This window comes from Paracoccaceae bacterium, assembly GCA_012103375.1.
GTDB lineage: Bacteria > Pseudomonadota > Alphaproteobacteria > Rhodobacterales > Rhodobacteraceae > WLWX01.
This window is the reverse complement of sequence record WLWX01000001.1, coordinates 1,122,214-1,134,383: the sequence shown is the minus strand read 5'-3', so window position 1 is coordinate 1,134,383 and position 12,170 is coordinate 1,122,214. Positions and strand designations below refer to the sequence as shown.

Annotated in this window: 12 protein-coding genes; 1 reads left to right on the top strand and 11 read right to left on the bottom strand. The window is 63.1% G+C overall.

Annotation, left to right across the window (positions count from 1 at the left end; translation table 11 throughout):
• Window positions 1–95 precede the first annotated feature (95 nt).
• The 10 genes from GKR99_05950 to GKR99_05905 all read right to left on the bottom strand — a co-directional run bounded on the left by GKR99_05950 (window position 96) and on the right by GKR99_05905 (window position 9,745).
• A protein-coding gene (locus tag GKR99_05950; protein NKB27105.1) for an IS630 family transposase occupies window positions 96–1,054 on the bottom strand; the annotation gives its coding sequence in 2 pieces (ribosomal slippage) (window positions 96–710 and window positions 713–1,054; 957 coding nt in all).
• Window positions 1,055–1,141: 87 nt separating this feature from the next.
• Window positions 1,142–2,476, bottom strand: a complete 1,335-nt coding sequence (gene ftsA / locus GKR99_05945) for a cell division protein FtsA (GenBank protein NKB27104.1) — start codon at window positions 2,474–2,476, stop codon at window positions 1,142–1,144.
• A 4-nt stretch (window positions 2,477–2,480) separates the two neighbouring features.
• Window positions 2,481–3,350, bottom strand: a complete 870-nt coding sequence (locus GKR99_05940) for a cell division protein FtsQ (GenBank protein NKB27103.1) — start codon at window positions 3,348–3,350, stop codon at window positions 2,481–2,483.
• Window positions 3,347–4,267, bottom strand: a complete 921-nt coding sequence (locus GKR99_05935; protein NKB27102.1) for a D-alanine--D-alanine ligase — start codon at window positions 4,265–4,267, stop codon at window positions 3,347–3,349. Before GKR99_05935 ends, GKR99_05940 begins: the two co-directional genes overlap by 4 nt.
• Window positions 4,268–4,299: 32 nt before the next feature.
• Window positions 4,300–5,235, bottom strand: coding sequence for a UDP-N-acetylmuramate dehydrogenase (gene murB / locus GKR99_05930; protein ID NKB27101.1), 936 nt, complete (start codon window positions 5,233–5,235; stop codon window positions 4,300–4,302).
• Between the two features lie 332 nt (window positions 5,236–5,567).
• Window positions 5,568–5,819 carry a DUF2484 family protein gene (locus GKR99_05925; GenBank protein NKB27100.1) on the bottom strand — a complete coding sequence of 84 codons (252 nt, stop codon included), beginning with the start codon at window positions 5,817–5,819 and terminating at the stop codon, window positions 5,568–5,570.
• Entirely contained in the window at window positions 5,816–6,091 is a 276-nt protein-coding gene (locus GKR99_05920; protein ID NKB27099.1) for a DUF2484 family protein, read from the bottom strand. The genes GKR99_05925 and GKR99_05920 overlap by 4 nt, the downstream gene beginning before the upstream one ends.
• Window positions 6,088–7,494, bottom strand: a complete 1,407-nt coding sequence (locus tag GKR99_05915; protein ID NKB27098.1) for a UDP-N-acetylmuramate--L-alanine ligase — start codon at window positions 7,492–7,494, stop codon at window positions 6,088–6,090. Before GKR99_05915 ends, GKR99_05920 begins: the two co-directional genes overlap by 4 nt.
• Window positions 7,491–8,582 (bottom strand): undecaprenyldiphospho-muramoylpentapeptide beta-N-acetylglucosaminyltransferase, encoded by a 1,092-nt coding sequence (gene murG, locus GKR99_05910; protein NKB27097.1) that lies wholly within the window; start codon window positions 8,580–8,582, stop codon window positions 7,491–7,493. Before murG ends, GKR99_05915 begins: the two co-directional genes overlap by 4 nt.
• Window positions 8,579–9,745 carry a cell division protein FtsW gene (locus GKR99_05905; GenBank protein ID NKB27096.1) on the bottom strand — a complete coding sequence of 389 codons (1,167 nt, stop codon included), beginning with the start codon at window positions 9,743–9,745 and terminating at the stop codon, window positions 8,579–8,581. The genes murG and GKR99_05905 overlap by 4 nt, the downstream gene beginning before the upstream one ends.
• Before the next feature lie 140 nt (window positions 9,746–9,885).
• Between GKR99_05905 and GKR99_05900 the strand changes: the two genes are divergently transcribed.
• Window positions 9,886–10,491 (top strand): hypothetical protein, encoded by a 606-nt coding sequence (locus GKR99_05900; protein NKB27095.1) that lies wholly within the window; start codon window positions 9,886–9,888, stop codon window positions 10,489–10,491.
• 122 nt (window positions 10,492–10,613) lie between these two features.
• Here GKR99_05900 and GKR99_05895 read toward each other — a convergent pair whose 3' ends face one another.
• Window positions 10,614–12,014 (bottom strand): UDP-N-acetylmuramoyl-L-alanine--D-glutamate ligase, encoded by a 1,401-nt coding sequence (locus GKR99_05895; protein NKB27094.1) that lies wholly within the window; start codon window positions 12,012–12,014, stop codon window positions 10,614–10,616.
• Window positions 12,015–12,170: the final 156 nt, after the last annotated feature.

Below are 12,170 nucleotides of genomic sequence, written 5' to 3'. Positions count from 1 at the left end.
ACGGTGTTTTTGACCTTTTCGCACAAAATATATTGTTGATTCGCAACGCCTCAGCGGTATCTTGCCGTTTTCGCCACATCTAAAGCGTTTCGACATTAACCTGAGACATATCCGGCGGCCTTAAAGTAGTTCCAGCATTCTACTGGGTCGTAGAGATCGCAGATTGCTCCGATTGCTTCGAAGACCTGGGTAAAGGACCTGGCCCCGATCCGTCGCAAATGGGCTTTCAGTTTAGAGAAGGCCTGCTCGATGGGATTCAGGTCGGGCGAGTACGGTGGCAGGTAAAGGAACCAGCAGCCGTGATTGCGTAAAGCCTGCGTCGCCTCCTTATTCCGGTGGGTTGCCAGGTTGTCGAGAATGACGACAGTGCCGGGGTTGATCTCGGGGACCAGCACTTCGCGGATGTAGGCCGCGAAGGCGGGGCCATCTATCGCTCCCTTGATGACCCAAGGTGCGATCAGCGCGCCTTGGGTCAGGCCCGCGATCAAGGTTTGGGTTCCCCAGCTTCCGAAGAGCGCATCCATCGTCAGGCGCTTACCGCGCTTGGCTCTGCCGCGTAGGCGCGTGAGGTTTGTCTTCACTGCGGTTTCGTCAATAAAGACAACGCGCTCAGGAAAGGTCGCAATGGCTGGCGAGCGGTATCTGAACCAGTCGGCCCGTTGCTGCCTTACCTTGGCGCGGCGGCGCTCGGTGGCGACCAGCGACTTTTTTTGTACGTGAAGCCGAGCCGGGACAGAAGGTTGGCGATGGAGGAGTGATGCACCCGCACACCCTCTGCATCGGCCAGCGCATTACGCAACTCAAAGAGCGTGATGTCAGGGTCTTGTGCGATCAACTCCTCAAAGAATTCCCGATGCGGAGCCAGCTTTCCCTTGCCGCGCGGCGGTCCCTGCCGGGCAGGTTCCGCATGACCCTTCATCCTCACCTGACGCGCCCACCGCGCGCCTGTGGCAGGCGACAGCTTCAACCGCAACGCCGCCGCGCGCCCGCTCAACCCTTCTTCAATGTATCTCTGAAACCGTATCCGAAGCGCAGATGGCAAAGGTGCTGACATGATCCATCCTCCCAAACAGGATGAATCACAGATCAGGTCTCAAGGGAATCCCTCGCGATTCAGGTTCAAGACGAAACGCTTTAGGGGTCACCAGTTGTCGCGAAACCATTTGACCGCGCGCCGGAATGACCGGGCCGGATAGCGATCTGCCGGAATCTCGAAGTCCCACCATTCGTCCTGCGGATTGGCCGCGAACAGGCACAATCCTACGGATGCCGAGAATGGCGCGCCAGTTGCCGCCTGCGGCAATCCCTGAACGCGCAGCGGTCTGCCGATCCGAACCCGCTGACCCAGAATTTTCGGGGCCAGCCCATCGAGGCCGGGTATCTGGCTGCCCCCACCCGTCAGCACCACCTGCTGGCTTGGCAGATGTTCAAACCCGGCAGCGTCCAGCCGGGTGCGGACCTCTTCCAGGATCTCTTCAACCCGTGGTCGCATGATGCCGATCAGTTCAGCCCGGCTGACAGTGCGGCGGTCGCGTTCCCAATCGCCGGTATCGCCACCGATCTCGATCATCTCGCGGTCGTCCATGCCGGTGGCAACAACGCCGCCGTGGAAGGTCTTGATCCGCTCGGCCACGGACAGCGGGACTTGCAGGCCCTTGGAGATATCGCTGGTTACATGGTCACCGCCAAGACGCACGGTATCGGCGAAGATCATGTGTTTCTTCATGAAAATCGAAACCGAGGTCGACCCCCCGCCCATATCGACGCAGGCCGCGCCAAGTTCCTGTTCATCCTCAACCAGGCTCGACAGTCCGGCGACGTACCCGGACGACGCGATGCCCGCCACGTCCAGATCGCAGCGCGTCACGCAATGCACCAGATCGCGCACCGCCAGCGCATCAACCGTCAGCATATGCATGTCACAGGCCAGCGTGTGGCCGATCTGACCGCGCGGATCGCCCAGGCCCGACCGATGGTCGAGCGCGAAGTTCACTGGCTGGGCGTGCAGCGTGTCACGCTCATCCCCCACGTCGGGCACATCGCAGGCCGCCATGACGCGCGCCACGTCGGCTTCTTCCACCTCGCGCCCGTCGACGTCGATCTGCCCCGCCAACCCGTAAGAGCGCGGCTTGCCCCCCGAAAAGCTGAGGATGATGTGATCGACCCTGACTTTCGCCATTTTCTGGGCCGACTGGACGGCGGTGCGGATGGCACGCTCGGTTTCCTGCAAGGCGCGGCTTTCGCCGAATTCCATCCCGCGCGACCGGGTTGTCGCCGCCCCGATCACCCGAAACCGGGATTGCCCGGCAAGACTGCCGGTCAGATCATCGGTGTCCAGATGGTCGATGGGATCAAACCGCAGGACCAGACAGGCGATTTTGGTGGTGCCGACGTCCAGAACGGCGATCACGCCGCGTTGCATGGCGGCGGTGCGCATGGCGCGCATGGCGCGCTGGGTTTCGTATAGATCGTTCATGGGCTCAGTTCTCTCCCATTTCAAAGGCAATGGTACGGCGATGATCGGCAGCGGCGGCAGGGCCAAGGCGAAGTGTCGGGCGGTCGGGGCGGCGCATATCCACATGCACCACGTCACGGGCCAGGATTTCCTGGGGCGCCTTGTTCAGAGCCAGAACCGCTTCGAGCGCGGTTACGGGGTCACCCTCGGGCAGAAGAATCCGCTGATCGCGGTCCAACATGACGTCCCAGCGGCGTTCCCCCACCCGGCGCAATCCGCGCAGGCGTGCCTCGATCGGGCGGGCGGCGGCAATGACGGCCAGCGCTTCGGGGACATGTGCTTCGGCCCCATCACCCAGGATCAGCGGCAGATCGGGGCGGTCACTGCGCTGATCCAGCGGCGCGACCTGATGACCCTTTGCATCCAGCAGCGCCAGCCCGGCGCCGGTGCGCCAAACCACGGCGGGAACCCGTTCGACAACCTCGACCCCCAACACCCCGCCCGAACGGACCCGCACAGTGGCCGAAGCGACAGCATCGAGTTTTTCGACCGACACCCGCATCGCATCCAGGTCCAGATCGAACGAGCTGACCGGGAATTCCACCGGGATCAGCGTGCGGATTTCCCCGTCGACACCTTCCGTTGCCCCGTCGATCGTCATCAGACGCACCATGAATTCGGGACGCTGCTGAATCTCGGTCCGTACATCCTGAACGAAATTGCGGATTACTTCGCGTCGGTTGGCATCCGACAGCAGCAGAATAAAAGCCATGCAGACCGCCAGAATCGGCAGACCGGTGGTCACCAACCCACGATAAAACGGCGTCAGCAAAACTCGTTCGGCCTTGTAGACAAGGCGCGAGGGGGCCGGATCGCGGCGGCGTATGCGTTTCATCTGTTGCATGAGGCGTCCTCGACCATCCAGCGGCACAATTTGCCGAAATCCATACCCGCATGCGCCGCCTGTTCGGGCGCAAGTGAGGTTGGCGTCATCCCGGGCTGGGTGTTTGTTTCCAGCAGGATCAACCCCTCCAGCCCGCGCGCCTCGTCCCAGCGAAAATCCGTCCGGCTGAGGCCCCGACACCCGAGGGCCGCATGCGCACGCAGGGCGTAATCATTGCAGGCGGCTGTAATCTCTTCGGGAATGTCGGCGGGGATCACGTGGCGCGAGCCGCCTGTCGCGTATTTCGCGTGATAATCATACCAGCCGTCGGTGATGATATCCGTCACCCCCAATGCCCGGTCGCCCAGTACCGAGGTCGTCAGCTCTCGCCCGGCAGCGAATGCCTCGACCATCACAATCTCGGGCATGGTGTCGGCCAGTTGCGGTGGGCCGTTGGCATCTTCGTGAACAATGTAGATGCCGACGCTGGAGCCTTCGTTGTTCGGCTTCACCACATAAGGCGGCTGCATCACATGGCGGCTGCGCACGTCATCGGCGCGGGTCAGAACGCTGGAAACAATCGGCAGGCCCGCCGAAACATAGGCCGCCTTGGTCTTTTCCTTGTCCATCGCCAGGGCCGAGGCCAAAACGCCCGAGTGGGTATAGGGCATGCGCAGCCATTCAAGAATGCCCTGCACGCAGCCGTCTTCGCCCCAGCGGCCATGCAGCGCGTTGAACACCACGTCAGGCGCAACCTCGATCAGGCGCGCGGCGACATCCGGACCTGCGTCCAGTTCGACCACCTCGAAACCTTCACCCCGCAGCGCCTTGCCACATTCGGCACCGGACGACAGCGAAACTTCACGCTCCGCCGACTGCCCGCCCAAAAGGACCGCAACTTTGGGGTTTGTCCTGCTCGACATACCCACCACCGTTTCAGGCCATTTTCGGCCCGTTATTGTTATTTCTTACGCAGTTCGGGGTCGCCGACCCGCATAATCTCCCATTCTAGCTGAATCCCAGCGTTTTGGAAGACCCTGCGGCGCACTTCTTCACCCAGATTTTCAAGATCGGCGGCGGTTGCGCCCCCGGCGTTGGTCAGAAAGTTCGGGTGCATCGTATTCATCACCGCCCCACCCAGCGTCGCGCCGCGCATTCCGGCGTCGTCGATCACCTTCCAGGCCTTCAGATCCATCGCGTCATCCGCCTGCCCGGTAGAGCTGTATCCGGCCGGATTGCGGAAGGTGGAGCCCGCCGTGCGATCCTTCGTCGGCTGGCTGGCGTCCCGCTTGGTGAGTTGACCTTCCATCACCGCGGCCAGCGCGTCAGGTTCGCCATTGGGTCCGTCAAACGCCGCCTCGACAATCACCAAACCGGGGGGCAGCGCGGTCTGGCGATAGGCGAATTGCAGGTCGTCGGGGGCCAGCATGATGACCTCGCCCGCCCGTGTCACCGCCGTGGCACTGACGAAATGATCGGCCACATAGCGCCCGTAACAGCCCGCATTCATCCGCACCGCGCCGCCGATGGCCCCGGGGATGGTGCGCAGGAAAGTCAGATCGATGCCCGCCTCAGCCGCTTTGCGCGCCACATGGGCATCTAATGCGGCGGCCCCGGCGATGACGCGCTGGCCATCGATACGGATCGTGTTGAACCCCCGCCCCAGCCGGATCACCACACCGCGAATACCGCCATCACGCACGATCAGGTTGGACCCGACCCCCATCGGGAAAACAGGTATCGCCGGGTCGAGGTCCCGCAGGAAGTCCGACAGGTCGTTCAGGTCCGCCGGTTGGAACAGCCAGTCGGCAGGGCCACCGACACGCAGCCAGGTGAGGCTGTCGAGCGGGCGGTCGGGGGTCAGGGTGCCGCGGGGTTTTGGTAGCGTGATACTCATTTTTTGATTCCGCTTCCGCACATTACTGCTTCCCAGGCCGATTCTTTGATCGAAAGTACGCGATAGTTGAACCTAGCAAGAAACCGGACGTTACCAGAACCATTGGTAAAAAGAACAAAAACAGCCAACCAAGAAGTGCTTCATCTTTCGGAGAAAGGTAGAAGCCAATAAGCCATGCGCTCGTGAACACTGTGAATATCGTCCAGATATCCAACTTTGCCGTAGTCATTGACAAGATTGAATGAGGCGTACGCCACCATCAAAAAGACCAACACAACAACTGAGAAAACGATAACCGGGGCCATGGGTACTAGCTCCTAACAAATGCAACGCTAACTTATACCCAAAACCCGCCGCACCCAGCGCCACAGGAACAACACCGGCCAGCGCAAGATGCTTGCGGCGGCGATCAGCAGGATCAGGGCGATCAGGGCACCCTCCTCCATAAACACCCAGACCAGCAGCGGCAGACCGATGGCGATCAGCACATAGGCGGTCGGCCAGTGGCTGTGCTTGCTGGGAAACATGCCCGAGACATTGGCGACCACCAGCCAGATCAGGCCCAGGATCAGCGGCAGGCTCATCTGGATTTGTCACGCAGTTCGGGCGGCAGGTCGACCGGAATACGCCGAAAGCGTTTCCAGAAATAAATCAGCGGGTTACGGAACATCGACAGCAAGGCCAGCACAGCGATCAGTGCCAGCCAAAGCCCGTGCTGCCAGCCGAGGAAGGCGATCAGTGCCGGTGCCGCGATCAACAGCGAAACCCCCGGCACATATTGCCGCCGCATCGGCAGCAGGGCGACAATAGTGGCCGCCAACACCCACAAACACCCGAGGATGACTGATACGCTCATGCCTGCAGCCGCCCCGGCAGATCGTTGGCCCAGGCGGTGATCGTACCGGCGCCCAGGCAGACCACCAGATCGCCGGGCCGTGCTTCGGCTTTTACCAGCGCAACCAGCGCGTCTTCATCGGCCACCGCAACCGCATGCCGGTGACCGTGGCGGACAAGCCCGGCAACCAGATCGTCGCGCGATGCGCCCTCAATCGGATCCTCCCCCGCGGAATAGATATCGGCGATCCCGACAATATCGGCGTCGTTGAATGCGGCGCAAAAATCCTCGAACAAGTCGTGCAAACGCGTATAGCGGTGCGGCTGATGCACCGCGATCACACGCCCGCCGTCGTCACCCAGCGATTGACGCGCGGCTTTCAGCACCGCCAGAATTTCAACCGGGTGATGTCCGTAGTCGTCGATGATGGTCACGCCATCAACCTCGCCCACTTTGGTAAATCGCCGGTTAACACCGCCAAACCCGGCCAGGGCGTCGCGGATCGTATCGGGCGCAATCCTCAGGAACCGCGCCACGGCAACCGCACTCAGCGCGTTCGAGACGTTGTGATCCCCCGGCATCGGCAGCGTGCACCCCTCGATCCGGTCATCTTCGCCGTTCAGCTCGATATCAAATTGCGCCACGCCACCTTCATAGCGCAGGTTCACCGCCCGCACGTCGGCCTGTGCGTTGAACCCATAGGTCACGATCCGCCGGTCGCAGATCCGCCCGACCAGCGCCTGAACCTCGGCATGATCGGTACACAGCACCGCCAGACCGTAGAACGGGATGTTCGAGACGAACTGGTGAAACGCATCGCGCAGCGTGTCGAAATCGCCCCAATGCTCCATATGCTCGGGGTCGATGTTGGTGACGATGGCGACCGTTGCCGGAAGACGATTGAAGCTGCCGTCGCTTTCATCCGCCTCGACCACCATCCATTCGCCGTCACCCATCCGGGCGTTGGAATCATAGGCGTGGATCACCCCGCCGTTGATCACCGTCGGGTCAATCCCGCCCGCATCCAGCAGTGCCGCCACCATTGTCGTCGTCGTCGTCTTGCCGTGGGTTCCGGCCACGGCAATGTTGGATTTCAGGCGCATCAGCTCGGCCAGCATCTCGGCCCGGCGCACCACCGGCAGCCCGCGCGCCCGCGCCGCGTCCAGTTCCGCATTGCCCGGCTTGATCGCGGTCGAGACCACGACAACCGAGGCCCCGTCGAGGTTTTCGGCCCGCTGTCCGATCTTCACACAGGCGCCCAACCGCTCCAACCGTTTGGTGATCTTCGACGCCTTCAGGTCAGACCCCTGCACCTGATAGCCCTGCTCCATCAGCACTTCGGCGATGCCAGACATTCCGATGCCGCCAATGCCGACGAAATGGATCGGGCCGATGGTCGTGGGCAGTTTGGTCTTGGGGCTCATGTGCGATTGCCTGCCAGATTTTCGACCAGTTCGACCAGCCGCTCGGTTGCGTCGGGCCGCCCGTATTCGCGGGCCAGATCGGCCATGCGGGCGGCGGATTTCGGGTTGCTTAGCACTGCGGCTATCTGGCTGGAAAGCGCTGCCGGCTCAAGCGCGTTTTCAGGGATGTGGATCGCAGCGCCCGCATCAATCAGCCCGCGCGCGTTGGCGGTCTGGTGGTCTGCGGTGGCAAAGGGATAGGGGATCAGGATCGCAGGGCGCCCAATGGCCGAAATATCCGCGATCGAGGACGCCCCCGCGCGCGAGATGACCAACTGCGCCTCGGCCATGCGGCGGGGCAGATCGTCGAAAAAGGGCTGAACCTCGGCCGCGATGCCGTGATCGGCGTAATACTGGCTGACCGTTGCGTGATCTTCGGCCCGCGCCTGATGCGCGACGCTGATCTTTTCGCGCAGCGCGTCGGGAAGCTGCCAGATCGCCGCAGGGACATTCTGGCTGAGCGCGCGCGCACCCTGCGAGCCACCGATCACCAGCACATTGATCGGCGGCTTGCGTGGCGGGCGGTATTTTGCGCCGGTCATCGCGCGCACGGCGGCGCGCACCGGGTTGCCGGTGTGGATGCCCTTGGCGCTTTGCGGAAGTTCGGTCGGCCAGGTGCCGCAGGCGACACAGGCGACGCGGCGCACAAACAGCTGGTTCACCCGGCCCAAGACGCCGTTCTGTTCGTGGATCATCCGCGGGATCCGCAGCGCGAACGCAGCCGACAGCGCGAGGATCGAAGGATAGCCGCCAAAGCCGACAACCACCGTCGGTTTGCCGCGAAAAAACTGCGCTGTCGCGCGCGTGATGCCGCCCGCAATGCGCAGCGGCACCATCAGTTTCGCCAGCCCCGTGCTTTGCGCGAAACTTGCCGAGTTCAGCCGGTGAATGCGTACCGCCGACGGAAACCCGCCCGCATAGCGCGCCCCGCGCGCGTCCGTGGCCAGCGTCACATCCCAGTCGCGCAGCAGCATCGCCTCGGCCAGGGCCTGCGCCGGGAACATGTGCCCGCCGGTGCCCCCGGCCGCAATCACAAGATGCCGTTTCATCGCATGGTTCGCTTGAGGATGTCCTTGATCTCGCCCTGTGGCCGCGTCCGGGTGAACGCCAGCAGCATACCAACCGTGATACCCCCCGCAATCAGGGACGAGCCGCCATAGCTGACAAACGGCAGGGTCATGCCCTTGGCGGGCAACAGGCGCACCGCGACGCCCATATTGATAATTGCCTGAATGCCGAAGGCGCAGGCCAGGCCGGTTCCTGCCAGGCGCACAAACGTATCGCGTTCGCGCATCAGCCGGATCAGGCTGCGCACAACGATAGTGGCATAAAGCGCGATGATCGCCAGGACCAGGATCAACCCGTATTCTTCGGCCGCAACCGCGATGATGAAATCTGTGTGGGCGTCAGGAAGGGACCACTTGACCTCTCCGCCGCCGATACCGACGCCGAAAAACCCGCCTTCGCGGATGGCGTTGCTGGCATATCCAAGCTGCGTTGTCGGGTCGAGGTCGGGCGACAGGAAGCCGTCGATCCGACGCGCGAAGTGGTCCGAGGCGCTGTAGGCGAAGGTTCCGGCCAGCGCGACGGCGCCTGCCAGCCCGATCAACAGAACGATGGGGGCCCCGGCGACGAAGTACATCACGCCCCAGGCAAACAGGATCAGCGCCGCCTGTCCGAAATCCGGCTGGATCGCCAACAGCCCGACAACCGCCAGCGCCAGCGCCAGCGACATCGTCCGCCCCGGAGGGCCGCCAATCTCTTGCCCCGCGGCAAGCAGCCAGGCAGCGACCACGACGAAACCGGGTTTGAGGAACTCCGACGGCTGGATCGCGGCGAAGCCCAGCGAATACCAGCGCACGGCGCCTTTGCCGAAATCCGTGCCAAAGACCGGCAAAAACGCCAGCCCTGCCAGCGCAATGACAAAGCCCAGCACCGCCAACCGGCGCACCAGACGCGGCGACATCATCGTCGTCAGCAGCATCGCGATCAGCGCCGCGCCGCCGAATATCGCCTGCTTTTCAACATAGTGGAATGCGGCAAAGCCGTTGCGTGCGGCCAAGGGCGGGCTGCTTGCCAGCCCCAACAGAATACCGATGCCAAACAGCGCCAGAATGCAGATGATCGACCACTTGTCGATCGTCCGCCACCAACGCGGCAAAATCGGCTCGCCCCGTTCAACGGGAATCGTGCCATGGACCATTTCTGTCATGCCGTACCGCCTGATCTACCTCAAACCGCCCGGTTATCCGGGTCTCGGGGCGTAACTTAGCCTGAAATGTCAGGATTGTGCCAGTGTTTTAAGGCAGATACCTTCGCAAAATGTGCATGTTTTGACGGAAAGGCCGGTGAATGATGGCGCAGGACATGGAATTTCGGTGCGGTTGTGGCGCGCTCACGGGCGTTATTGCGGGGGCCGGACCAAGGGCCGGGCACCATGTCGCCTGCTATTGCAGGGATTGCCGCGCCTTCGTGCGCCATCTTGCGCAGGACGCGCGGTTTCTGGATGCCGCTGGCGGAACTGACCTGTTTCAGACCAGCCCGGCGCGGGTGCGGCTGACCAAAGGGGCCGAGCATCTGGCCAGCCTGCGCCTGTCGCCCAATGGGCTGTACCGCTGGTATGCGGGTTGCTGCAACACGCCTCTGTTCAACACCGGCAAGGGCCCCGGCCTGCCGTTCGCCAGCGCGATGACGGCGAACTTCGTCGACGGGGTCGCGCCGCTTGGGCCGGTCAAGGCGCGGGTCAACACCGGATCAGCATTGGCCGAGGTCACGCCGCCGAGTGGCCTCGGCACGACGCTGCGCGCAGTCGCTGCGCTGATCGGGTCACTTCTGGTCGCCCGATTGCGCGGAGATCACAAACGCTCGCCGTTTTTTGACCCGGTGACGGGTGCGCCAGTGGCCGAGGCGGCGGTTCTGACGTTGGAGGAGCGGCAGGCGGCAAGTGCGCCGCGCTGAGGCCGGTTTCGGGCTGGCCGGATCGGAGGCTTCACGGCGCCTTTCAGGCTTGATTCCGGGCGGAAAAAAGGAGTTCATCTGTACCTCAGTTCAGACCAAAAAAAGCCGTCTGAACAGCCACCCTACCCCGTCACATCACCAACCAGCGCGATGAAATCCTCGCCCCGCTTTTCGAAATCCGGGTACTGATCAAAACTCGCCGCCGCCGGGGCCAGCAGGACGGTATCGCCCGCCTCAACCTCTTCGGCCGCCCGCGCCACCGCCTCGGCCAATGTCGCGAAAACCTCATGCGGCACATCGCCAAGCTGCAACGCAAATTCCCGCGCCGAGTGGCCGATCAGATAGGCCTTGGCGACTGAGCCCAGATGCGGCACCAGCGCCGCGATACCGCCATCCTTGCCAAGCCCGCCGGCAATCCAGCGAATGCGCTTGAACGCCTGCAGCGCCTTCGCCGCGCTGTCCACATTGGTCGCCTTGCTATCATTCACCCAGGTCACGCCATCCTTCACGGCGACGATCTGGCTGCGATGGGGCAACCCTGCAAAGCAGCGCAGCGCCGCCTCAATCACCTTTGGCGCGATCCCCAGCGCCCGGACCGCCGCGTAGGCCGCGCAGGCATTCTGATGATTATGCGCCCCCGGCAGCCCGGCAATCTGGCGCAGATCGATCGCGGCGACTTGCTTGCCCTTGCGCCGTTCGGCCAGGAACCCCTTTCTGGCCGCAACGCTCCACCCCGGCCCGCCCAGTTTGCGTTCAGCCGACACCCGGATCACCCGGTCATCGCCCGCGCCTTCGGCCATCTGCCCGGCCAGAAACCGCCCCTCGTCCTCGTCCACGCCAATCACCGCGCGGTCTGGTCCGCCTTCCGAGAACAAGCGTCGCTTGGCCGCGAAATACCCTCCCAGCCCGCCGTGCCGATCCAGATGATCCGGGCTGAGGTTGGTGAACACGGCGATATCGGGCGTCAGCGACCGGGCAAGCTCGGTCTGATAAGACGACAGCTCCAGCACCACGACGCCGCCATCCCCCGGTGGGTCGATATCCAGCACCCCGCGCCCGATGTTCCCGGCCAGCTGGCTGTCCTTGCCCGCCTCCTCAAGAATGTGGTGGATTAGCGCTGCCGTGGTCGATTTCCCGTTCGAACCCGTAACCGCGATCACCCGTGGCGTGGTGTCGAACATGTTCCAGTCCTGCGTCGCTAGGGAGCGGAAGAACAGCCCGATGTCATTGTCCAGCGGCACGCCCGCCTCTTCGGCCAGCGCCACGATCTTGTTGGGCGTCGGGTAGAGGTGCGGAATACCCGGAGAAACGATCAGGCTGGCAACCCCGTCGAAGGCACCGGGGCGTGACAAATCGACCGGGGTAAAACCCTCGGCCTTGGCAGCGTCCCGCCCCGCTTCGCTATCGTCCCAGGCCAACACCTCGGCCCCGCCTGTGCGCAACGCGCGCGCAGCGGCAAGCCCGGACCGGCCCAGGCCGAGGACGGCGGTTTTCTGGCCCGAGAAGCCCTGAACCGGGATCATGGATGACACTTTTTCATATCACGATCTGGCTAGCGGATTCGCAGATGCATGGGAAGGCGCGATGCGATTGGAGCGGGTTCAGGATGTTTTGGCTTGTTACCTACTTTGGTGGCGATGCAGAACAAGCCGGGTGGGCGCCTGTCTGCGGGTAGGCGC

Coding starts and splice junctions, on each gene's coding strand:
- GKR99_05920 (NKB27099.1), bottom strand. CDS start 6,091: ATGAGCGTATCAGTCATCCTCGGGTGTTTGTGGGTGTTGGCGGCCACT.
- ftsA (NKB27104.1), bottom strand. CDS start 2,476: ATGAACGATCTATACGAAACCCAGCGCGCCATGCGCGCCATGCGCACC.
- murB (NKB27101.1), bottom strand. CDS start 5,235: ATGAGTATCACGCTACCAAAACCCCGCGGCACCCTGACCCCCGACCGC.
- GKR99_05940 (NKB27103.1), bottom strand. CDS start 3,350: ATGAAACGCATACGCCGCCGCGATCCGGCCCCCTCGCGCCTTGTCTAC.
- murG (NKB27097.1), bottom strand. CDS start 8,582: ATGAAACGGCATCTTGTGATTGCGGCCGGGGGCACCGGCGGGCACATG.
- GKR99_05915 (NKB27098.1), bottom strand. CDS start 7,494: ATGAGCCCCAAGACCAAACTGCCCACGACCATCGGCCCGATCCATTTC.
- GKR99_05905 (NKB27096.1), bottom strand. CDS start 9,745: ATGACAGAAATGGTCCATGGCACGATTCCCGTTGAACGGGGCGAGCCG.
- GKR99_05925 (NKB27100.1), bottom strand. CDS start 5,819: ATGAGCCTGCCGCTGATCCTGGGCCTGATCTGGCTGGTGGTCGCCAAT.
- GKR99_05900 (NKB27095.1), top strand. CDS start 9,886: ATGATGGCGCAGGACATGGAATTTCGGTGCGGTTGTGGCGCGCTCACG.
- GKR99_05895 (NKB27094.1), bottom strand. CDS start 12,014: ATGATCCCGGTTCAGGGCTTCTCGGGCCAGAAAACCGCCGTCCTCGGC.